17 protein-coding genes are annotated in these 21,125 nt (G+C 72.4%); 7 read left to right on the top strand and 10 right to left on the bottom strand.

What is annotated here, in order from left to right:
* Positions 1-72 precede the first annotated feature (72 nt).
* The 5 genes from ACZ6S0_RS12745 to ACZ6S0_RS12725 form a co-directional block, all read right to left on the bottom strand.
* Positions 73-840 carry a CDP-alcohol phosphatidyltransferase family protein gene (locus ACZ6S0_RS12745; protein ID WP_465915938.1) on the bottom strand — a complete coding sequence of 256 codons (768 nt, stop codon included), beginning with the start codon at positions 838-840 and terminating at the stop codon, positions 73-75.
* Positions 818-1,858: an iron-containing alcohol dehydrogenase family protein gene (locus ACZ6S0_RS12740; protein WP_344895750.1), complete on the bottom strand. Its 1,041-nt coding sequence runs from the start codon at positions 1,856-1,858 to the stop codon at positions 818-820. Before ACZ6S0_RS12740 ends, ACZ6S0_RS12745 begins: the two co-directional genes overlap by 23 nt.
* A gap of 28 nt (positions 1,859-1,886) precedes the next feature.
* Positions 1,887-2,621, bottom strand: a complete 735-nt coding sequence (locus tag ACZ6S0_RS12735) for a phosphocholine cytidylyltransferase family protein (RefSeq protein WP_465915937.1) — start codon at positions 2,619-2,621, stop codon at positions 1,887-1,889.
* A gap of 77 nt (positions 2,622-2,698) precedes the next feature.
* Entirely contained in the window at positions 2,699-3,307 is a 609-nt protein-coding gene (locus ACZ6S0_RS12730) for a DUF5941 domain-containing protein (RefSeq protein ID WP_465915936.1), read from the bottom strand.
* An 11-nt stretch (positions 3,308-3,318) separates the two neighbouring features.
* Positions 3,319-4,737, bottom strand: coding sequence for a CDP-alcohol phosphatidyltransferase family protein (locus ACZ6S0_RS12725; protein WP_465915935.1), 1,419 nt, complete (start codon positions 4,735-4,737; stop codon positions 3,319-3,321).
* 112 nt (positions 4,738-4,849) lie between these two features.
* Between ACZ6S0_RS12725 and ACZ6S0_RS12720 the strand changes: the two genes are divergently transcribed.
* A complete protein-coding gene (locus ACZ6S0_RS12720; protein ID WP_465915934.1) occupies positions 4,850-6,118 on the top strand; it encodes an IspD/TarI family cytidylyltransferase in 1,269 nt (422 codons plus the stop codon).
* Between the two features lie 26 nt (positions 6,119-6,144).
* Positions 6,145-7,881 (top strand): CDP-glycerol glycerophosphotransferase family protein, encoded by a 1,737-nt coding sequence (locus ACZ6S0_RS12715; RefSeq protein ID WP_465915933.1) that lies wholly within the window; start codon positions 6,145-6,147, stop codon positions 7,879-7,881.
* Between the two features lie 72 nt (positions 7,882-7,953).
* Here ACZ6S0_RS12715 and ACZ6S0_RS12710 read toward each other — a convergent pair whose 3' ends face one another.
* On the bottom strand, positions 7,954-8,970 hold the full coding sequence (locus tag ACZ6S0_RS12710; protein ID WP_465915931.1) for a glycosyltransferase family 2 protein: 1,017 nt from the start codon (positions 8,968-8,970) through the stop codon (positions 7,954-7,956).
* An 81-nt stretch (positions 8,971-9,051) separates the two neighbouring features.
* Between ACZ6S0_RS12710 and ACZ6S0_RS12705 the strand changes: the two genes are divergently transcribed.
* From ACZ6S0_RS12705 to ACZ6S0_RS12685, 5 genes are all read left to right on the top strand, one after another.
* Entirely contained in the window at positions 9,052-10,497 is a 1,446-nt protein-coding gene (locus ACZ6S0_RS12705; RefSeq protein WP_465915930.1) for an LCP family protein, read from the top strand.
* A gap of 34 nt (positions 10,498-10,531) precedes the next feature.
* Positions 10,532-10,879 carry an STAS domain-containing protein gene (locus tag ACZ6S0_RS12700; RefSeq protein ID WP_465915928.1) on the top strand — a complete coding sequence of 116 codons (348 nt, stop codon included), beginning with the start codon at positions 10,532-10,534 and terminating at the stop codon, positions 10,877-10,879.
* 179 nt (positions 10,880-11,058) lie between these two features.
* On the top strand, positions 11,059-11,886 hold the full coding sequence (locus ACZ6S0_RS12695) for a GNAT family N-acetyltransferase (protein WP_465915926.1): 828 nt from the start codon (positions 11,059-11,061) through the stop codon (positions 11,884-11,886).
* A gap of 14 nt (positions 11,887-11,900) precedes the next feature.
* Positions 11,901-12,725: an LLM class flavin-dependent oxidoreductase gene (locus ACZ6S0_RS12690; RefSeq protein WP_465915924.1), complete on the top strand. Its 825-nt coding sequence runs from the start codon at positions 11,901-11,903 to the stop codon at positions 12,723-12,725.
* A gap of 151 nt (positions 12,726-12,876) precedes the next feature.
* Positions 12,877-13,608, top strand: coding sequence for a DUF4097 family beta strand repeat-containing protein (locus ACZ6S0_RS12685; RefSeq protein WP_465915923.1), 732 nt, complete (start codon positions 12,877-12,879; stop codon positions 13,606-13,608).
* 196 nt (positions 13,609-13,804) lie between these two features.
* Here ACZ6S0_RS12685 and ACZ6S0_RS12680 read toward each other — a convergent pair whose 3' ends face one another.
* From ACZ6S0_RS12680 to ACZ6S0_RS12665, 4 genes are all read right to left on the bottom strand, one after another.
* The gene (locus ACZ6S0_RS12680; RefSeq protein WP_465915921.1) at positions 13,805-14,650 is read right to left on the bottom strand and encodes a hypothetical protein; all 846 of its coding nucleotides are present in this window, start codon (positions 14,648-14,650) and stop codon (positions 13,805-13,807) included.
* A 161-nt stretch (positions 14,651-14,811) separates the two neighbouring features.
* Positions 14,812-15,957, bottom strand: coding sequence for a hypothetical protein (locus ACZ6S0_RS12675; protein ID WP_465915919.1), 1,146 nt, complete (start codon positions 15,955-15,957; stop codon positions 14,812-14,814).
* 173 nt (positions 15,958-16,130) lie between these two features.
* On the bottom strand, positions 16,131-19,427 hold the full coding sequence (locus ACZ6S0_RS12670) for a hypothetical protein (protein ID WP_465915917.1): 3,297 nt from the start codon (positions 19,425-19,427) through the stop codon (positions 16,131-16,133).
* Entirely contained in the window at positions 19,414-21,027 is a 1,614-nt protein-coding gene (locus ACZ6S0_RS12665) for a hypothetical protein (RefSeq protein ID WP_465915916.1), read from the bottom strand. The genes ACZ6S0_RS12670 and ACZ6S0_RS12665 overlap by 14 nt, the downstream gene beginning before the upstream one ends.
* Between the last annotated feature and the right edge of the window lie 98 nt (positions 21,028-21,125).

Below are 21,125 nucleotides of genomic sequence, written 5' to 3'. Positions count from 1 at the left end.
GTGAACCCCCACCGAACAGCGGGCGTCCGATCAATACGACGGGCCGGGTGCCCTTGTGGTTCCGCCATGGGATCAGGCGAGCCGTCTCGACGCCATGATGCTGATCAGGTGCAGGACAGTCTGCACCCCGGCGGCGATCGCACAGGCCACCACCAGCACCCGCGTGGCCGTCATGTCGCCGGTGACCACGTCGATCACCGCGGTCGCCAGCGCCAGCAGCGACAGCTCGATCGGCTGCACGATCCGGTGGAACTTCGTCGCCGCCAGCACCCGCCGGCCCAGCCCGAGCAGCCCCGAGCGGAACTGCACCGCCGCCGCCTCGGTCGCGGCCCCCAGCCCGCCCTTGGCGCGGGCCACCTCCACCAGATCGCTCTCCGCCTTGATGAGGATGGCGCCGAGCGCCCCGGCGAAGCCGAGCACGGTGTACCAGTCGGGCAGCACGGCCGAGGCGCGCCAGCCGAGCCCGGCCAGCACCGCGGCCTCGGCGAAGTACGCGCCGACCCGGTCGAGGTAGACGCCGGCCGGCGAGGTCTTGCCCGTCCAGCGGGCCAGCTCGCCGTCGGAGCAGTCGAGCAGCAGGTAGACCTGGATGAGCAGGGCGGCCAGCACGGCCGCCCACAGCCCCGGCAGGGCCAGTACGAACCCGGCCGCCACCCCCGCCACCGTCATGATCCAGGTGAGCTGGTTGGGCGTGACGGGGGTCTTGGCCAGCAGCCAGGTGACGTAGATCGACAACCGGCGCATGTAGAGCACGCCCGCCCAGTGCTCGCCGTTCCTGCGGTCGAGGTGGCCTGGAGGCTGGGCCACCCGCCGGAGGTCAGCTACCGAAGGCCCGGACATAGTCACCCACCCGATCGCGGATCTCGGAGTCGGACATGCGCAGGTGCTCAAGGATCGTGTAACGGCCGGGACGGGTGGCCGGGGCCAGCGCGACGACCTCGGTGAACTCCTCGGCGCTCAGCCCGATGTCGCCAGGGACCACGGGCAGCTCGTGCCTGCGCAGGCAACCGACGACCTGCTTGACGCGGGCGTCGTCCTCCCTGAGGAAGAAGCAGAAGGCGGCACCGATGCCGGCGAGCTCGCCGTGGTTGGAGGTGCCGGGAAAGAGCTGATCCACGGCATGAAGGATCTCATGATCTCCACCGCTCGCGGGCCGCGAAGAGCCCGCGACGACCATGGACATCCCGGACAGGATGAGCGACTCGGCCAGCACGGTGAGGAACGCGTCGGACTCGATGGAGTCGGTGCGCCCGATGAGCGCCTCGGCGGCCGTACGCGACATCGAGCAGGCCAGCCCGTCGATGGGCTCGCCGCGTTCGAGGTTGCCGAGCTGCCAGTCCTCGATGGCCGACAGGTTGCTCACCACGTCGCCGACGCCCGCCCTGACCAGCGACTGCGGCGCGTTGTGCACGAAGTCGAGGTCGACCAGGATGGCCAGCGGCATCGGCACCCCGAACGTGCCCTTGCCGCCCTCGTAGACGAGGGAGGCGGTGGGTGAGCAGATGCCGTCGTGGGAGAGGTTGGTCGCCACGGCGACCATGGGGATCCCGGCGAGCGAGGCGGCGTATTTCGTCGCGTCGATCGTCTTGCCGCCGCCGACGCCCACCACGACCTCGTAGGCGCCCTTGCGCAGGTCGGCGCCGAGCGAGACGGCCGCGTCGACCGATCCGTCGGCCACCCGGAACACCTCCGCCTCGCCCAGCGTGGGGGCGATGAGGGTCTCGATGTGGTCGCCCTGGCCGGGGCCGACCGCGACGGCGACCCGGCCGGAGGTCGCCACCCGGCTGTCGGCCAGCAGGGCGCCGAGCTCTGCGACCGCGCCGCGCCTGACGTCCATGGTCAGGGGCGCCGGCAGCATCCTCGCGAGAAGCGGCATGCGCGCCCCCTCAGTAGTGAACGGCTATGGCGCGAGCCTTGGCGAGGTCGTCGTGGTTGTCCACCTCGACCCAGTCGACCTCGCCGATGGGGGCGGCGTGGATCACCTCGCCGCGATCGACCATCTCCTGGTAACCGTCCTCGTAGTAGAGCTGCGGGTCGCGCTCGAACGTGGTCCTGAGCGCGTCGGCCAGCCGCTCGGCCGCGCCGGGACGGATGAGGGTGGCGCCGATGTACTCGCCGTACGCCTCGGCCGGGTCCATCAGCTTGGTGATGCGGCGCAGCGACCCCTCCGGCGTGAGAGTGACCTTCATCTCCTCGTCGGCCAGCTTTTTCACGTCGTCGACGGCCAGCAGGACGTCACTCGTCCCGGGGGCCGCCAGCAGCGTCTTCTCGATCGACACGGGGTGCACGGTGTCGCCGTTGACCAGCAGCACGCCCTGGGAGAAGTAGTCGCGGGCGCACCACAGGGAGTAGGCGTTGTTCCACTCCTCGGCCTTGTCGTTGTGCACGAGGGTGAGCTTGACGCCGTGCCGCCGCTCCAGGGCCTCCTTGCGCTCGTGTACGGCCCGCGCCGCGTAACCGACGACGACCACGACCTCCCGCAGGTCCACCTCGGCGAAATTGCGCAGCGAGATGTCCATGATCGTGGTTTCGCCGTCGACCGGCACGAGCGCCTTGGGCAGCGTGTCGGTGTACGGCCGCAGGCGTCGTCCGGCCCCAGCGGCCAGAACCATTCCCAGCAACGTGCACTCCTCAGTCGAGCATGACTCCGTTGGCCCAAAGAGTATTCGCCTTTGGGCCCCGTGCGGGTAATCCGGCGTTAGTCTTGCGTTCCCGTATCGGCCGCCTCAACCCCGGATCGGGGCGCGGCGAGCCAGCACGTGAGGCTCTCCCAGCCGAACAGCCCCCACAGGTAGAGGGCGAGGAGCACGTAGCCGCCGGTCAGCCAGCCCGACAGGGCGGCCAGCGAGACCGCCATCATCCGCCCGTCCCAGCCCAGCCCGAGCGTGGCCAGCCAGGGCGGCGGATAGACGTGCTGACGCAACCGGTAGACCAGATCGTAATGGTGAAATCCGAGTGCGGCGAGCAGGAGGAGGATCAGCACCGGGTGCACCTGGTGGGCGAACCCGACCGACGCGATGAAGGTGTATTCGATGAGCCGCAGGATCGGCGGCACGAGCCAGTCGAGCCGGCCGTCGTGCGGGTGCGAGCTGCCCGGCCCGGCCAGCAGCAGCGTCACGGCGGGCGCGAACACGGCCAGCCCGTCGGAGCCGGCCACGCCGATCAGCAGCAGCACGCCCGTGACGAACGTGCCGGCGATCACCGGCGGCAGCGGCGGGAGCTGGCCGGACACGAGCAGGCCCATGGCGCGCGAGAGCGGCCCGTCGTCGCGGTAGGCCACGACGGTGCTGCTGGGCACGGGTGTCATGTGGACCGATATCACCTTGCCGACCTCGCGATCCGTCCGGCGAGCTGGTAGACGGCGGCCACCGTGCCCCAGCCCAGCAGCGACAGGAATGTGGCCCGCGCGCCCCAGACGGCCGCTGTGACGGCGATCAGCGCCGTACGCTCCCCGACGGGCAACACGATGATCTTCTTCAGCCAGCGGGCGATCGTGTCGCGTTCGAGCCGCCTGGCGAACTTGAGCACGCCGCCCTCCTCGCGCCGGACGTCGTGCGACTCCAGCAGGGAGCGGGCGGGCCTGCCCCACTGGGCGCCGACGCGGTCGGCGTCGGCCATGGCCCCCGCGTAGGTGTAGTCGACGGCGTGCCTGACGACCTGCATGACCATCGCGGCCACGGCGAGGTGCCAGATGCCGGCGCCGCCGAAGCCGACCGCCAGCCCGATGAAGACCGCGTACTCCTTGAGCCGGTCGGAGATGCCGTCGGCCCAGGCCCCGAGCGGGGAGAAGGTACGGGTGTAGCGGGCGAGCTGCCCGTCGAGGCAGTCGAGCGCGAACGACAGGTAGAGCAGCACCGCCCCGGCCAGCCGCCCGCCCTGGGTGCCCGCCGAGAACCACACGGCGGCCAGCAGGGCCAGCGCGAACGAGACGCCGGTGACCGTGTTGGGGGCGAGCTTGAGCCGCACGGCGGGCTTGATCAGGTGGCGCGTCCACGTGGAGACGCAGAACGTGGCGAAGAAGCCGTCGTCGGCCTTGACGGAGGTGTCGAGCCTGACCTTGGCCTCGTCGACCTCTCCGAGCCGCTGGACGGCGACGTCGGCGGCGTTCTGGGCCGTGACCCGGTCGGCGTGCAGCGGCCCGATCGCGGCGGCGCGTACGCCCACGCCCGACCTGACCAGCCCGACCAGCAGCAGATCGACCGCCTCGACCGGGGTGACGGGGCCGAGCTTGCCCGTGTCGGCCAGCTCGGCCAGCTCGTCCGCGATGTCGGCCAGTGCGGCCAGGTCGGCCTCGCCCGCCTGCAGGACGCCCCTGAACGTGGCGTTCGCCTCGGGCACCAGGTGGAACGAGCTGCCCGCGGCGACGATCTTCCCACCCTCGACGCGTACGGGCGGCCGCATGGGCGCGGTGGTCACGTCGTGCGACACCAGCGCGGCGGTGCTGCGGGCGGGATGTTCGAGCAGCAGCGCGAGCGCCTCGGTGTGGGCCACCAGGTCGGCGGGCAGCATGGCCACGGCCCCCGTGGAGATGCGCGCGATGTTGGCGATGCCGCGCAGGTCGGCCGCGAGACCGTCACCGGCCGTCACCACCTGGATCTCGCGGACGGGCAGCGCGGCGAGCTGGTCGCCGAGCCGGTCGAGCAGCGTGCCGTCGCCGCTGAGCAGCCGGCACGCGGGTGTGGTGGCGAGCAGCACGACCGACGTGGTCGTGCTTTCGCGGGTCAGTGAGTCGGGCAAAGCGCAGGTCTCCTCCCGGTCGGGGTGGAGTGCGTGGACTAGGGGGTACGTAGACACAGCGTAGCGACAGGTCAACGCGATATCACGGAACAGCACCGTTACGCTGCCACATATGGATTCACGGCGGCGGTCGGTCGGAGTGCTCCTCGCGGGCGGCGTGGGGCAGCGGGTCGGGCTTGGCGTGCCCAAGCAGCTCATCAAGGTCGCGGGAAAGACGATCATCGAGCATTCGCTGGCCGTTTTCGAGGGCGCGCCCGAGATCGACGAGATCGTGGTGCTGATGACGCCCGGATACGCCGACCGGGTGCGCGAGATCGTGGCCGAAGGCGGATATCGCAAGGTCAGCAAGGTCGTGGAAGGTGGCGCGAGCCGTACAGAGAGCACGTGGCGGGCGCTGGGCGCGCTGGGCGAGGAAGAGTGCGACGTGCTGTTGCACGACGCCGTACGACCACTCCTGGAGCCCCGGATCATCACGGAGTGTGTCCGCGCGCTGGAGACCCACGAGGCCGTCGACGTGGCGGTCCCCAGCTCCGACACGGTGCTGGTGGCGGTCCCCGGGCCGGACGGCGAGACGATCGGCGAGGTGCTCGACCGCTCGCGGCTGCGGCGCAGCCAGACCCCGCAGTGCTTCCGGCTCTCGGTGATCCGCGAGGCGTACCAGCGGGCCATGGCCGACCCGGGCTTCGCCGCCCTGCCGGCCACCGACGACTGCGGCGTGGTGCTGCGTTACCTGCCCGAGGTGCCGATCCACCTGGTCAGGGGCAGCGAGCGCAACATCAAGGTCACCCATCCCGCCGACCTGCACATCGCCGAGCTGCTCTTCCGCCTGCCCGCCGAGGTGCCGCCCGGCGACAGGGGCGCCCTGGCCGGGCAGGTCGTCGTCGTGCTCGGCGGGCCCGTGCCGTCCGAGCTGGCGAGTGGGGCCGAGACGCGCGTGCTGACCAGGGCCGACGGGGTGCGCGTGGAGGACTTCGACTCGGTGTCCAAGGCGCTCGCCGACGTGGGCCCGGCCGACCACGTGGTGCTGGCGGCGGGCGCGGGCACGTACGGCGAACTGGCGCGGGCGGGCGGCGAGGCCGTCTCCGACGCGGTCGCCGCCGGCCACCTGGCCGCGCTCAACGTGGCCCGCGCCGCCCGGCCGCACCTGCGCGGAAGCCTGCTGTTCCAGGTGCCGCCCGGCTCCGGCGCGCTGCACGCCTCCGGCGCGGCGGCGGTGGCGGCGCTGACCCGGGCGCTGGCCCTCGAATGGGCCGCCGACGGCATCCGGGTCAACTGCCTCAATACCGGCGCCTCTCCGCCCCTCAACGCTCAGACCTCGCTGGACATCCTCATCTCCGGCCTTACCGGGCAAGTCATAGACGTGGGCGTGGACGGCACTTGACCCACGGGTTGTTACCGTGCGGACACATGAGGAGACTCATCGTGATCGCGGCGCTGCTCGGCTGCTATCCCGTGTTGCTGGTGGCCGCGCTGTGGCCGGCGCCGGTCGTGTTCGGGCTGGTGGCCGCGGTGTCGTACGCCGTCGAGTGCGTCGCCCCGCGCGCCGGCCGGCCGCTGCCCGACCTGCTCGCCAAGGTGCACCTCGGCATCACGCTGCGCTTCGCGGCCAGGGAGACCATGGCGCTGCTGCTGGTGGCACGGACGACGGGAGCCGACTCGCCGTGGTTCGTGGCCCTGGCGGCGGGGGTGCTCGCGATCCACGGCGTGCGGGCCCTGCACACGGGACTGGCCCTGCGGCTGCGGCAGATGCTCAGCAGGATGCCGGTGACCACCCGCAACCTCGACGTCTCCGCCCTGCGCATCCCCAGGATGCCGCCCAGGCCGCTGCGCGACGGCCGCAGCGTGCCCTTCCTCTACCTGGACGCCCTCCCGGTGCTCGGCGCCGTCCTGGGCGTCGTCCCCGCCACGCTCGGCGCTGGGCTGGCGCTCGTGGCGGGGCTGGCCGCGGTGCTCGCCCTCATCCCGTACGTCCGCCGCGCCACCCCCCTCACCGACCGCGCCCGTGTCCTGGAGGTCGTGGGCGAGCAGGTCGAGCGGTATCGACCCGAGGTCATCCTGTACTTCTCCGGCGCCACCGCCGCGGCCTACCAGGCCAGGATGTGGCTGCCCACGCTCGAACGCATGTCCCGGCGGGCCATCGTCGTCCTGCGCGAGCGCGGCATGGCCGCGCATCTGGAGGGCACCCGGCTGCCGATGGTCTGCATCCCGTCGTCGGCCGACCTGATGAGCTTCCGCGCCCTCGCCGGCGCCAGGCTCTGCCTGTACGTCGCCAACGTCGGCAGGAACGTGCACATGTTGCGCATCCCGACCCTGCGCAGCGCGTTCCTCAACCACGGTGACAGCGACAAGGAGGCGTCGTTCAACCCGTTCTCGCGGGTGTACGACGAGGTGTGGGTGGCCGGGCCCGCGGGCCGCGACCGCTACCGCCGGGCCAAGGTCGGCGTCAGGGACGAGAGCATCCACGAGGTCGGCCGGCCGCAGTTGGAGGGCATCTCGACGGAGGGGCCGAAGACGCCGTACCGGACCGTCCTGTACGCCCCCACCTGGGAGGGCTGGAACGACGACCTGTTCCACACCTCGCTCATCACCATGGGCCCGCGCATCGTACGGGCGCTGCTCGACCACCGGCCGCCGCTGCGCGTCATCTACAAGCCGCACCCGCTGACCGGCACCCGCGACAAGACCGCCACCCGGGCGCACCGCAAGATCGTGGCCATGATCGAGGCGGCGGAACTGGCCAAGTCGAAGGCCCGGCACCCGTCGCGGGCCGCCGGGGCGGAGCCGCGGATCAGGCACCTGGTGGTCACGGGGCGGGAGCCGCACCTCTACGACTGCTTCGACCAGTGCGACCTGCTGATCAGCGACATCTCCAGCGTCGTGGCCGACTTCCTGGCCAGCGAGAAGCCGTACGCGGTGACGAACGTGGCGGGCCTGCCCGAGCGGGCCTTCCACGAGCGCTACCCGAGCACCGAGGCGGGCGTGCTGCTGGACGCGGACCTGTCGGGGCTCGCGGACTTCCTGGACGGGGAGGACACGCTGGCCCGCGCCCGGATCAAGCTCAGGGGCTACCTGTTCGGCCCGGAGTATCCGGACGCGCTCACCCGCTTCGACGCCGCCGTCGAACGCGTCTTCTCCGGCTCGTGACCGCCCGCCCGCCTGCCGGGAAGGGACCCTCGCCGGGCCGGGCGAGGGTCGGGGCTACGGACTGACGGGGGCTCAGCCGGGGGGCCGGGCGAGCTTTCTCGGGCTGGTCAGGAAGCCCCAGCCCCAGGAGCAGTGCATGGCGGCGTAGACGACCGGCAGCCGCAGCAGGGCCGCGGCGGGCAGCCCGCCGCCGGTGAGCACGGACCCCGCCACCACGGCGGCGACGTAGCCGCCGGGCACGACCAGCGCGAGCGGGAAGAACGGCGACACGACCACCCCGAGCAGCATGGCCAGCACGGCGGCCGGCGGCGCGAGATACCGCAGGTTGATCGTGCCCTCGTGGGTGCGCGCCACCACCCGGCGCCACCGGCCGTAGTGGAAGTACTGCTTGGCCAGCGCCTTGACGTCGGGCCGCGGCCGGTAGGAGACGCGCATGCGCGGCTGGAACCACACCAGCCCGCCGCTCTGCCGGATGCGGTGGTTCATCTCCCAGTCCTGGGCGCGCTGGAAGTGCTCGTCGTAGCCGCCCACCCGGTCGAGCGCCGAGCGCCGGAAGACGCCCAGATAGACCGTGTCGGCGGGACCGGCCGTGCCGCCCACGTGGAAGGCGGCCGCGCCCACGCCGATCTTGGAGGTCATGGCGCAGGCGACGGCCTGCTCGAAGGGGGTGATCCCTTCGGCGGCCATGATGCCGCCCACGTTGTCGGCGCCGGTCTCGGCGAGCGTCTCGACCGCGACGCGCAGGTAGTCGGACGGCAGCATGGCGTGCCCGTCGACCCGGGCGACGATGTCGTTGCGTGAGGCCGCGATGGCCGCGTTGAGCGCGTTGGGCGTGCGGCCGGTCGGGTTGGGCACCACCGTCACCCGCGGATCGGCCGCCGCGATGGCGTCGGCGACCTCCTGGGTGCGGTCTCGGGACGGACCCACGGCGAGGACGACCTCGATCTCGCCGGGGTAGCTCTGGGCGAGGACCTGGTCGACGGCCTCGCGAAGGTGCCGCTCCTCGTTGAGGACCGGCATGATGACGGAGATGGGGGGCCAGCCGCGCGTCTCCGCGGGCGCGTGCGGCGAGTCGGGGAACTGCTTCATGGCGGGGCTCACGCTACTGTACGACCAGGGGAGAAGGGCAATCGAACGCCCGATCCTCCGGCGTGACAAAAGGGGGACGGCATGGCCGAGCCGGGCGAGGAGGACGGCGGTGTGCTCGTGGGCGGTGACGCCTACGGTGGCGTCAAGCTCACACCCGTCCGCACCCGGAAGCCGCGCAGGAGTGCCAGGGCCCGCCGCCGCAACGTGCTGATCGCCGGTTTCCTGTCCACCGGCGTGCTGGTCACCACGGGCGTGGTGTGGGCGACCCCGCGCCAGATCGGCACGGTCGACGCGGGCGTGACCGCCGCCTCGTCCCGTGGCGCCGAGAACATCCTGCTGGTCGGCGTCGACAAGCGCGACGACCTGACCCGCCAGCAGCAGAACCGGCTCAAGCTCGGCCGCGAGTCCGGCCAGCGCACCGACACCATGATGGTCATCCACCTGTCGGAGGACCACAAGAAGGTCACCGTGGTGAGCCTGCCGCGCGACACCTGGACGACGATCCCGGGCAAGGGCGACCACAAGATCAACTCCGCGTACCAGTTCGGCGGGCCCAAGCTCACCAAGCAGACGGTGGAGGCGGCCACCGGGCTGCAGATCAACCGCTACATCGAGGTCAACATCCTGGGCTTCATCGACGTGGTCGACTCCCTGGGCGGGGTCACCGTCTGCACGCCCGTGCCGATCAACGACACCAAGATCTCGCTCAACCTGCCGGCCGGCACCCACCAGCTCGACGGCGTGCGCGCGCTCGGCTACGCCCGCACCCGCGCCACCGCCCGCTCCGACCTCGACCGCATCGACCGGCAGCAGCAGGTCATCTCGGCCCTGCTCAACCGGGCGCTGAGCGCCGACACGCTGGCCAACCCGGCCAAGCTGGCCTCGTTCGTCAACACGACGCTCGGCACGGTGAAGGTCGATCCCGACGACGGGCTGCTCGGGCTGGCCGCCCAGCTCAGGGACGTCTCGCTGCAGGACGTGAAGTTCGCCGAGGTGCCGCTGTCCAACGTCGACTTCAAGGCGCCCACCGGCGAGTCCGCGGTGCTCTGGGACAAGCAGGCCGCCCGCGACATGTTCGCCAACATCGACGCCGACCAGGACCCGGCCAAGCCCTCCCCGACCGTCTCGGCCAAGCCGTCGCCGTCGGCCAAGCCGTCCTCGATCGCGCCGGGCCAGATCTCGCTCGACGTCAAGAACGGCACCCTCATCACGGGCCTGGGCGCCCGCGCGAAGACGGCCCTGGTCGCCTACGGCTTCAAGGTGCCCGACGACCCGGGCAACACCGCCAAGAAGGACTACGAGCAGACCGTCATCCGCTACGCCGCGGACATGGAGGAGTCGGCCAAGATCGTGGCGTCCGCCATTCCCGGGGCCGAGCTGCGCAAGGCCGACGTCAAGCGCATCGAGCTGGTGCTGGGCAGCGACCAGCTCAAGGTCAAGCAGCAGAAGGCCGATTCCACACCGACCGCCAAACCCGGCGTTACACCAACCACCAAAACGGCAATGCAGAACATATGTAAGAAATAGCCGTAACAAACCGGCCGTTGGACGGGTGAGGCCCATGGTGGTCAGGTCTTGGCGGGAAGGCCCCTGTACGGTGCTGCACGTGGCGGGCGACCTCGACGTCGCCGGTGCACCCCGGCTGCAGGCCGAGCTGGAGCAGGCGATGGCCGCCGCCGACCCGCTCAACGTCGTCCTCGACCTGACCGAAGTGCCGTTCTGCGACTCCGTCGGGCTCGGGGTGCTGGTGGCGGCGCACAACCACGTCCGGAGGATGAACGGCCGGATGATTCTGGTGCTCGCGCCGGGAATGATCCGCCATCTGCTGACGATCACGAATCTCGACCGGCACTTCGCGACGAGCCACTCCCTCACCGAGGCGCGCGAGGCGCTCGGCAGCGCCGCCTGAGCCGCTCCACCGTGCCGCTGTGAGCGGCTGCGCCGTGCCGCTGTGAGCGACTGCGCTGCCGCCTTCGGTCGGCTCGAGCGGCGGGAGGGGTGCGAGAGCATGGTCGTGTCATCTCGGGCGCACCTCCCCCCGACGTTCTGAGGTCGCGGGAGAGCCCCTCATGTGCGGAGGCTTACACGTTGTTCGACCAGTTCCCCGAGCCCGCGCGCTCCCAGCTCCGTTCCGCCTTCGACGAGGGCAGGACCCGGCCGGAGTGGTGCTTCGCCGAGGGGCAGGCCCGTCTGGCCTACTGGGCGCCCTTCCCTGGCTCGGAGCCGGCGATCGTCTGGCAGTTCGCCCCGGGGCCCGACCCCGCCGCCGCGGCCGGCCTGCTGCGCCGCAGCCTGGAGGCGATGGGGCTGGGCAAGGTGATCCACGACATCCCGCTGCAGCTCGGGCTCACGCCCGTCATGGATCGCGCGGTCGAGCACGAGGCCCTGGTCGAAGCCGGGTTCGCGATGGAGGTGGAGCGGCTGCTGCTGGAGTGGGCGGCCGGCAGCGACCTCCCGGAGGACCCGGGCAGGCTGACGTACCGGGCCGCGCGGGGCATGGTCGCGGCCGAGGTGATCGACCTCCTCGTACGCGTCTCCGTGGGCTCCCTCGACCACGACACCCGGGTCGAGGTGGCCACGTCGGGCCCCGAGAAGGAGGCCCGATGGATGTACGACGACCTGATGAGCCGCAAGGCCAAGCCCGACTGGTTCGTCATCGGGCACCTCGACGGCTCCCCCGTCGGCCTGGTGGCCCCCGACGACCACTCCATCGCCTACATCGGCGTCGTCCCCGAGCACCGCGGCCGGGGCCTGGTCGACGACCTGTTGGCCAGGGGCACCCGGACGCTCGCCGAGGCCGGCCTGGAACGCATCGTGGCCGCCACCGACGTCACCAACGTCCCGACGGCCGAGGCGTTCCTGCGCGCCGGATACTCGGAGGTCGGCCGGTTGTTCCGCTATTACTGGAGGGCATGATGAGACTTGGGGTCATGTTCGACCGGGACCTGCCGCCCGAGCGGCTCGTCCCGTTCGCCGAAGCGCTCGACGAGACGTCCGTCGACGACCTGTGGGTGGTGGAGGACCTCGGCTGGACGGGCGGCGTCTCGGCGGCCGCCACGGCGCTGGCCGTCACCTCGCGGCTGCGCGTCGGCATCGGCATCGCACCGGCGCCCCTGCGCAACCCGATGCTCCTGGCCATGGAGCTGGGAAACCTGGCCCGGGTGCACCCGGGGCGGCTGGCGGCCGGGATCGGGCACGGCGTACAGGGCTGGATGCGCCAGGTGGGCGCGGCCGTGCCGTCGCCGCTCGCGCTCCTGGAGGAGACGATCACCTCCGTGAGCGCGCTGCTGCGCGGCGAGACGGTGACCCTCGACGGCAGGGCGGTCCACCTCGACGGCGTGTCGCTGGTGCACCCGCCCGCCGAGCCGCCGCCCGTACTGGCCGGGGTGAAGGGCCCGCGCTCGCTGGCGCTGTCGGGGCGGGTGGCGCAGGGCACGATCGTGCCCGAGGGCCTCGGGCCCGCCGACCTGCCGGAGATCATCTCGCGGATCGGCGCGGGGCCTGAGCACGAGCTGGTGGTGTTCACGTTCCTGCGCGTCGGGGCGGACGCCTCGGAAGGCACCCCGCCGATCGTCGAGGGGCAGGCCGGGTTCCTGGGGGTCGCGCCGGAGCAGGTGGCGATGGCGTCCGGCACGCCGGAGGCGGCGGCTGAGCACGTCAAGGAGCTGTGGGCGGCGGGGGCGAGCACGGTGACGGTCCGGCCGATCGGTGACGACCCGCTGGGGCAGGTGTCGGCGCTGCTGTCGGCCCTGTGAGCGAGGGCCGTCTCAGGTAGTCCGCCGCTCTGGGCGGGCGCTCCGGGAGGGGGGCGGGGTTCTGGTACCGGCCGAATGGCCGAGGCGGCCGGTGCCGGGTTGGGCCGGACGGCCGATGGCCCGGCGGCCCGGCTCGGCGACCATCGTGTGCATGAGGCAGATCGCGGTCATCACGGCATGCGCGGCGCTCCTGACGGCGGCGTCCACCGGTTGCGGCATGGATCTGGACGCCGAAGAGATCCACGCCGCCCAGTCGTTCCCCTTCGCGGGAACCACCCTGAAGATCAACGCAAGCCTGGGCGGTGTACGCGTGCTCCAGGGCACGGGAGGCGCCGTCCAGGTCGAACGCTGGCTGCGCGGCAAGGCGGTCACCGACGGCCCCGCCTGGTCGCTGCGCGACGGCACCCTGCGGCTCAGCGCCTCCTGCTCCATGGTCTTCGGCGACTGCGGCGCCCGCTACCACGTCAAGGTCCCGCCCGGCGTACGGCTGTCGGTGGACGCGGCGGACGGCGTCATCCTCCAGGGGCTCGCCCAGGACGTGGACGTCGAGAGCCGCGACCGCATCCAGGTCACCGGCGCCTCGGGCCGGCTGCGGCTGAGCAGCGAGGGCCCCATCACGGGCGACGGCCTGAAGTCCGGGTACGTACGGTGCCGCACCTCCGACGGCTCCATCGACGTGGCCTTCGCCGGCGCGCCCACCACGGTGGACCTGCAGTCCCGCGACGGCAGGGTGACGGCGAGGGTGCCGTCCGGCTCGTACGCGGTGACGGCGAAGAGCGCGGAGGGCGACTCGCGCTCGGAGATCAAGGACGACGGCGGCAAGGGCGCCGGGACGATCGTGGCCCGCAGCACGTCGGGCGACGTCCAGGTCCTGAAGAGGTGATCGGGGCGCGTGCGGGCGCGGCTTCAGGCCCGAGTGCATGGTCGGGGGCGCGGGCAGACCCGTGCAGGTGATCGAGTGTAGGTGCGGTTCTGCTGCGTGGCCGTCAGCGTCGGCCACAACCGCACCCATGTGCCTTTACGTGTGCCGGCCCGACATCACAAGCCGGCGATCCGTCGCCACCTCCAGGTGGCGGCGGTTACTCCCAGATGGCGACGTACTTGCCGTTCTCGGCGTTGACCTGCACCGGGTGCAGGCCCTTGCCCTTGAGGTCGTTGAAGCGCTTCTGGTAGCTGGAGGAGCTCATGTCGACGTAGTGGGCCCAGGACTTGACCCCGTCCTTGCGCCACACGGCCGCGTACGTGCCGTCGGGCGCCACACTCGCCCTGACCGGCCGGTAACCCTCCTCCTTCTTGGCGTAGAACTCGGCCTCGTGCTGCTTCCTGCTCTTGCCGAACGTGTAGTACCAGGCGCCCCCGGTGTTGGCGCTCCAGACTGCGGTGTAGCGGACGTCGCCCGCGGTGCCGAACGCGTCGACCGAGGTGAGCGCCAGGCCCTTGGCGAGGGCCTCCTTGTTGACGGCGGCGAAGCGAGCGGACGTGAGATTCGCCTTGGCGAGGAAGTCTCCCTTCTTCTTCTCGAAGACGACGGTGAACACGGCGGAGTCCGCCGGGCCGGTGGCCGACACCGAGACGGGCTGCGCGCCCTCCTTCAGCGCGGCGTCGAACCGCTGCTGGTATTCCGCGGCCGTCAGGCCCTGCCAGATGCCCCACTCGGTGGAGGAGCCGTCCTTGATCCAGACGGCCGCGTACTTCTCACCGTCCGAAACGTTGACCGTGATCGGCCGGTAACCCTGTTCCTTCAACTGGCGCACCCGCTCGGCGCTCTTCGCGGCGGTCAGCCCGTGGTAGGCCACCCACGCCTGAGCCGCCTGCGCCGAAGCCGCCTGCGCCGGGGCCGCCTGCGCCGTCGCGGCGGGCGTCGTCGCCACACCGGCCGCGGCCAGCGCGGAGACGACCACCGCGATCTTCCCTGTGATCCTCATGACCCTCCCATGCGGAATTCTTCACTCGTTCGAGGAATGAGGGACGACCCTAACAGCCGTCACCGACGGGCCGCAGGCAACGGAGTGGGCTCACAGGGAAACGACAGCGTCCCCAGCCGGTGGGGCCGGGGACGCGGCGGGAGGGCTTCCGAGCCGGATCGTCAGCCGAGCCGCTCGAACGGGGTCGGCGACTGGCCGGTCCAGCGGTAGAGCTGGGCCTGGCCGGTGTGCTTGGTGACGCCGTTCTCGGTGACCGTGCCGGCCTTGGCCACGTAGTAGCGGCCCTTCCCGAGCGAGACCAGCCCGTACTCGCCGGTGAACTGCCAGCCCCTGACGCCGGTGGCGGCGTCCTGGAGGCCGCCGGGCGCCGGCGTGAGCAGCTTGCCCCGCTCGGACTGCGGCTGCCCGGCGATCTCGCCGGTCCTGGGCCGCTCGTCGCCGTCCACCATGAAGAACGGGTAGTTGGGGAACTGCGGCTTGGTGCCCTTGTAGACGGCCATCATCCAGTTGCCGGTGTGCTCGTCGTACTCGAGGTTCTGCACGCCGTAGGTGGTGTTGCCGGTGTAGAGGAAGTACTTGCCGTCCACCCGCTCGGGGCCGCTCTTGTGGGGCTCGCTCTCGGTGAGCGGGCGCTCGTACTTCTTCCACTGGCGGATGTCGTACTGGAGGAGGACCTGGTGGTCGTTGTCCTGGCGGCCGGTGTTGGCGTAGACGCCGTAGGCCACGGTCAGCTTCTGGCCGCCGTTCTTCTTGCCGAACTCGGGCCCGAACGAGACGCCGTCGATGCCGCTGCAGCCGTAGCGGTGGTCGGGGGTGTTGCCCACGTTGCCGTCGAACCTGCCGTCCCCGTTCATGTCGGCGGTGTAGTCGGCCACGACCTCCTCGAGGTAGACCGTCTTGACCACGTCGGTGGTCTGGGCGTCCATGTCGGGGCTGGTGATGCGGTCCACGTCGAAGATCGCGATGTAGAACGACTCCTGCGCCTTGTACTCCAGCGAGCCGTACACGCGGCCGTCCTGGCTGTTGAAGTCCAGGTCGCCGAGGTGGCCGGTGAAGCCCGTCACGGAACCGACGAGGTTGCCCGCCAGGTCGGTCTTGACGAGGAGGTTGGTGAAGGAGAAGTACATGTAGCCCTTGCGCTGGTCGATGGCCATGCCCTGGACGTGTCCTGCCGTCCAGGCACCGCCGTTGATCTCCGCCGGTAGCTCGCGTGGGCGGTCGGCGGCGACGGCCGGGGCGCCGAGGAGGGTGCCGAGGAGGGCGGTGGTGGAGGTGGCGGCCAGGGTGAGCGTCAGGACCTTGCGCATGGTGCGGTACCCGTCTGTCTTCGGTATTCAGATGATCAATCCGAAACGAGACGGTATACCGCACACATGCTTATGTCTGACAAATGGTGAAATTGGGGGTGAAGTGCCTGCGAACTACTGATCGACCGTTCTGACCGTGCTGCTCGATCGTTCTGCGGCCTGAACTCCGCCGGCTACTCCTCCACCGTTCTGACGCGCCGCGCGCGGTAGGCGGCCTCGGGGAAGTCGCCCGCGCGTACGCGTCGCAGCAGCTCCCGCCACGGCTCCGCCCACCCCGACCGGGGCCCGCACGACGCCGCCAGCGCCGTGGCGAGCAGCGCGCCCGTCTCCCCCTCTGCGGCCAGCCACCGCGCGTGCGGCAGCACCCGCTCCGGCGGCACGTGCACGGTGGACTCCGCGAGCGCCTCGCCCGTCTCGACGGCGGCCAGCACTCCCGGCGCCGTCTCCACCAGCCGCGCCAGCACGTCGCGGGGGGCGTCCCAGTCGACGGTCCCGGCCAGGAGCCCGGCCGCCAGGCTCACCGGGAGGTCGTCGGCCGCCTCCAGGACGCCGGACGGCACCGGCTCCCTTTCCACCCGGTGCCACCAGCGCACGTACGTGACGACGGCCGCCAGCCGCTGGGCCGCCGGGAGGTCGCGGTCGGCCCCGGCGTCGGGCTCGGCGGGCGCGGCGGCCAGCGTGCGAACCGCCGCCCGCAGCGCCTGCGGCCGGACCCCGGCGCACGCGCCGACCACCAGCCCGCGCGCGGCGTCCTGCCAGTTCGCGGTCTCGCGCAGCTCGCAGACGATCTCCGCCAGCCGGTCCATGGCGCCCGGCGCGTAGACCACCCAGTGACGCAGCTCCATGACGGCGCTCGCCCGGGTACGCCGGTCCGCCGCCCGCGTCGCGGCCACGACCAGTTCCCCGAACTCCGCCCGCCACCGCTCGGGCACGGCGAGCGGCTGCGTGCCGAGCACCGGGGCCGCCAGGTCCCCTGCCTCCGTCACCGCTCCCCTGAGCACCTCCCACGCCTCGGGCTCGGCGAGCAGGTCGAGGACCGCCGACCCGATCGCCACCCGTACGTCCTTGTGCTGGCCGTCGGCCGCCCACAGGTCGCGCAGCAGCCGGGTCGCGCCGGGCGCGCGGTGGCGGGCGAGCAGCCGGACCGCCTCCTTGCGCGCGGTCACCTTGCCACCGTCCAGCACCGGCTCCAGGGCCGCGGGCAACTCAGCGGGACGCACGTGGCGAGCCGCCCGCACCGCCGCGTACACGGCCACGTGCGCGTCGTCACCACCGGCGTACGCGAGCAGGTCGGCCAGCACCTCCCCCGGACGCGCCGTCCACGGCAGCGCGGTCAGCGCCGCCCGCCGCAGCAGGGCGTCGTCCGAGGCCAGGAACGGCCGCAACCTCCCGGCCTCGGCCGCAGGGACCTCGCCCATCATCCGCACCGCCTGGGCACGCTCCCGCGCGGGCAGCTTGCGGTTCCCCGCCACCCGCTCCATCAGCCCCAGGTACGCCTCGCGCTGCGCCGCCGTCCACCGCCGTACGGCCTGACGGCGGGCATGCGGCACCCGCCGCACGCCCTTCTTGGCGAACCGGCCGGCCGGGACTCGACCGCCCAGCGCGGCGTCCAGCAGATCCGTACGCCGCCACGCCAGCACGTCGAACACCGGGCCGATCACGACCACGGACGGGTCGGACGCCAGCAGCGCCTCCACCCGCCGCCCCCGCGTCCGCGGCGGCTCCAGCCACAGCTCGATCGCCCGCAGCGCGTCCGAGTCGCGCGCGGCGGTCAACGCGCGTTCCAGCGCGTGCTGCAGCTCCGGCACGTCGTGGCCGCGCCGGCCGAGCGCCGCCGCGAGCATGAAGGCCAGGTCGTGGCGGTCGTGGTCGGCCTCCGCCGCCAGGTACGGCGCCAGCCTGCGCCCCAGTACGGCCTCCTGGCCCCGCCTCAGCACGTGCGCCAGCGGGCGCAGGAAGACCGTGCCCGTGTGGCCGGCGACGCGTTCGAAGACCCGCAGTCCGTACTCCAGCAGGGCCGGGTCGTCCCGCCGCGCGCCCTCCCCGAAGACGCCGGCGGCCAGGCGGGCCAGGAAGACCCGGGTGGAGTGGGAGCAGTCGCGGGCGGCGAGCGCGTCGTCCACGAGCCGGTCCAGGACGGGCACGTGCGCGGCCAGGAAGAGCCGCGGCGGGATCTCCGCCAGCGCCCCGGCGGCGGCCAGGCGCACCGGGTCCTGCTCGTTGCGCAGCCGGCCGAGCGCGTCCATCAGGCGGGTGACGATCTCGGGGTCGCGGGCGCGGCCGGCGCAGGCGATCAGGTGGAGGTAGCCGTTGGCGCGCTCGCGCCCGTCTGAGCGGCGGGTGACGGCCCGCAACGTCTCCTCGGCCTCGTCGTACGGAAGGAAGGCGGTGACCTCCAGCACGCGGTACGGATCCCTGGCGACGGAACGCAGCCCCAGCATGCGCCGGGCCTCGACGGCGCGGCGGCCCAGCGGCAGGACCTTCAGCAGGTCTTCCGAGCAGACTGCCTGGGAGACGTCGACGCCCTCCGTCGCCGCGGCGAACACCGCCTCCCTGCGGCTGGGCGGCACCGCCAGCAGCAGGTCGACCAGCCAGTCGTCGTGCTCGCGCACCGCGCGTCCCAGCTCCCCGAGCCGGTCGTCGGTGAGCGCGGCCAGCCGCCGCCGTACGGCCCGCCGCCGCAGCAGCCCGGCGAGCTGCGGCTCCCGCCCGGGGACGAGGTAGAGGGCCAGCGTACGCTCCAGGTCGGCGTCCAGCAGCCGTCCCGCGCACCGCCAGGTCCTGTCGGTCCAGTGGCGCTCCAGCAGCGTGATCACCCGTTCGGGGACGTGCTCGGCGGCGGCCTCGATCCCGGGGCCGACCGCGAGCCACCACGCGGAACGTAACGGGCGCGGCAGCTCGGCCAGCACGGACTCGGCGTGGTCGAGCACGACGACGGGGTGCCGCCGGGCCAGCGCGCCCCAGTTCGGCACCGCGTACGCGAGGTCGGCCAGCCGGGCCGCGACCATCCCGGCCGGGCACGACGTGAGCAGACCGGCCGCCTCCCTGTCGCCCCACCGTTCGCGTACCTCGTCGACCAGCCGCCCGGCCAGGTCGTGCCGCTCGGCCTGCCTGATGGCCCGGTAAGCGGCCATCCGGCGATCGGCGGAGGCGGTACGGACGATCTCCACGACGGCGTCGTCGGGGCCGCCGAGCCGGATCGCCTGGTTGATCGCGTACCGGGAGACGTCCGGATCGGGGTCGGCCATGGCGCGCGTGACGTGCTCGACCTCGTTCGCGACGACGGCCAGCCGCACTCCGAGCGAGCGCTCGTACTGGCCGAGCCCGGCCAGGCCGTCCAGCAGCGCCCGCAGCTCGGGGCGGCCGGCGAGCGCCCTCGCGTGTTCGGCCAGGCGGCGCAGCCGCTGCCCGTACGGCAGCGGCTCCACCTCGTCGAGCAGTTCGCGCGGGGAAAGTTCACGAGGCCGCATGGCCGCCTCGCCTCCGTTCGTCGTCTCGTCGGTGCGGCGGTCGGTCGCCGTCGCGGGTGAGCACGTCGCAGGTGAGCACGTCGCGGGTGAGCAGGGTGCGCATGTCCGCGCGTACGCCGTCGTCCGGCTCGACCTCGTGCGCGGCCCGTACCCAGGTGAGGGCCTCCCCTGGCACGGACGGCCACGCGGCCAGCGACCGCACCGCGTTCCCGCGCACCCTGATCAGCCGGTTGCGCAGCGCCACCCGGATGAGCGTCAGCCCCAGCCCCGGATACGCGCCCAGCTCCTCGACCACCGACTCCAGCGCCCGTTCGTGGCCGTCGCCGAAGAGGCGCTCGCCGGGGCCGTTCGCCAGGCTCTCCACCGGCAGCAGTTCGCCGGCCAGCGCGACGAGCGCTTCCGGCGCGGCCTGGCGGATCACCACGTCCCAGGCGAAATCGTCGCCGGGCTCCAGCCGTACCCTGGCCTCGGCCTGCGCGAGTGTCGGCAGGCCGAGCCGGGACGCGCAGTACAGCGCCGCGCCGAAGTCCGCCCCCGCCGGGTCCGCCACGCCCGCCAGCGCCAGGCCGCTCCAGCGGGGCTGCCCCAGCACCTCCTCGTAGCGCCGGCGCAACACCGCCAGGTCGCCGCCCCGCCAGCCGAACCCGTCCGCGGGCGCCTCGCGCAGCCCCTCGGTCACGGACAGGAGGCTGAGGAGGCGGCCGAGGGTGGCCTCGCGGGTCGCGGCCAGGTCGGCGTAGCGGGCCAGGGCGGGCACGGCGTCGGCGTACGCGCTGATGCCCGAGGTCGGGCCGCCCTCGCCGACGACGAGCGCGGCCAGGAGGTCGCCCGCGCCGTCCACCAGCGCGTCGTCCGGCTCCGGGTCGAGCAGGGCGGAGTACAGGTCGCCGGTCGTGGCGGCGATCGGGGCCAGGTACTCGTTCATGATGCCGTTGCGGAAGCCCTCGCGCAGCAGCCACGCCTTGACCTCGGGGTCGTGGCTGCCTTCGAGGCGTTCGACCGCGTGCACGCGCCCCCAGTCCTTGACGCGCCCGGCCAGCTCGAACACCGCCCGCTCCGGGTCGGGCTGGGTGCGCAGGAGCGCGACGACGGCGTACAGGGTGAACTCCTCCAGCGTGCCGAGCAGGAGCAGCAGCTCGCGGTCCGGCTCGCCGCCGCACGCTCCGACGAGGACGATACCGATCTTCGTCGCCTCACGCCGGGTGCCGTGCTCGGCCAGCCACCGGCCCGCGTCGTAGAGCCGCTCCCCGAGCGGCGGCCGTCGCGACAGCTCGCGCAGCAGGTCGTCGCAGATGGCCAGCGCCGACGCCGCGGCCAGCCGGTCGTGCAGCCGCTCGTACGGCGCGTCGTCCCGCAGCAGGTCGGCGACCTCGGCGACCGCGCCGGGATCGGGATCGGTCGCGAAGTGGTGGGTCCTGATGCCGTCCATGACGGCACTGGAGAGGTACGGCTGACCGTCGTCGGGGCGAGGCGGCTCGTCCGGGAGCTCCTGGGCATGCGGCGGCCAGGGGCCGGGGCCGTACAGGGAGGACATGGAGATCGCGTGTGCCAGGAAGGTGAGCCGGTCGTCGTCGCTCAGCTTCCTCGTGCCGGGGTTCACCGGCTGGGGCGGTGGCCGCCCTTCCCGTAGATCATGTGCGCCATGATGCCGCAGTCTCCCGGGCTCGCGCCAGGGGATTTCACCCCAGATACGGTGAA

The sequence above is a fragment of the Nonomuraea sp. NPDC051298 genome (genome assembly GCF_055586305.1).
This window is presented reverse-complemented; position numbering and strand designations above follow the sequence as displayed.

Bases quoted from the DNA above. Each gene is read 5' to 3' on its own strand.
- ACZ6S0_RS12745 (WP_465915938.1), bottom strand. From the start codon at position 840: ATGTCCGGGCCTTCGGTAGCTGACCTCCGGCGGGTGGCCCAGCCTCCA.
- ACZ6S0_RS12740 (WP_344895750.1), bottom strand. From the start codon at position 1,858: ATGCTGCCGGCGCCCCTGACCATGGACGTCAGGCGCGGCGCGGTCGCA.
- ACZ6S0_RS12730 (WP_465915936.1), bottom strand. From the start codon at position 3,307: ATGACACCCGTGCCCAGCAGCACCGTCGTGGCCTACCGCGACGACGGG.
- ACZ6S0_RS12720 (WP_465915934.1), top strand. From the start codon at position 4,850: ATGGATTCACGGCGGCGGTCGGTCGGAGTGCTCCTCGCGGGCGGCGTG.
- ACZ6S0_RS12715 (WP_465915933.1), top strand. From the start codon at position 6,145: ATGAGGAGACTCATCGTGATCGCGGCGCTGCTCGGCTGCTATCCCGTG.
- ACZ6S0_RS12710 (WP_465915931.1), bottom strand. From the start codon at position 8,970: ATGAAGCAGTTCCCCGACTCGCCGCACGCGCCCGCGGAGACGCGCGGC.
- ACZ6S0_RS12705 (WP_465915930.1), top strand. From the start codon at position 9,052: ATGGCCGAGCCGGGCGAGGAGGACGGCGGTGTGCTCGTGGGCGGTGAC.
- ACZ6S0_RS12700 (WP_465915928.1), top strand. From the start codon at position 10,532: ATGGTGGTCAGGTCTTGGCGGGAAGGCCCCTGTACGGTGCTGCACGTG.
- ACZ6S0_RS12690 (WP_465915924.1), top strand. From the start codon at position 11,901: ATGTTCGACCGGGACCTGCCGCCCGAGCGGCTCGTCCCGTTCGCCGAA.
- ACZ6S0_RS12685 (WP_465915923.1), top strand. From the start codon at position 12,877: ATGAGGCAGATCGCGGTCATCACGGCATGCGCGGCGCTCCTGACGGCG.
- ACZ6S0_RS12680 (WP_465915921.1), bottom strand. From the start codon at position 14,650: ATGAGGATCACAGGGAAGATCGCGGTGGTCGTCTCCGCGCTGGCCGCG.
- ACZ6S0_RS12675 (WP_465915919.1), bottom strand. From the start codon at position 15,957: ATGCGCAAGGTCCTGACGCTCACCCTGGCCGCCACCTCCACCACCGCC.
- ACZ6S0_RS12670 (WP_465915917.1), bottom strand. From the start codon at position 19,427: ATGCGGCCTCGTGAACTTTCCCCGCGCGAACTGCTCGACGAGGTGGAG.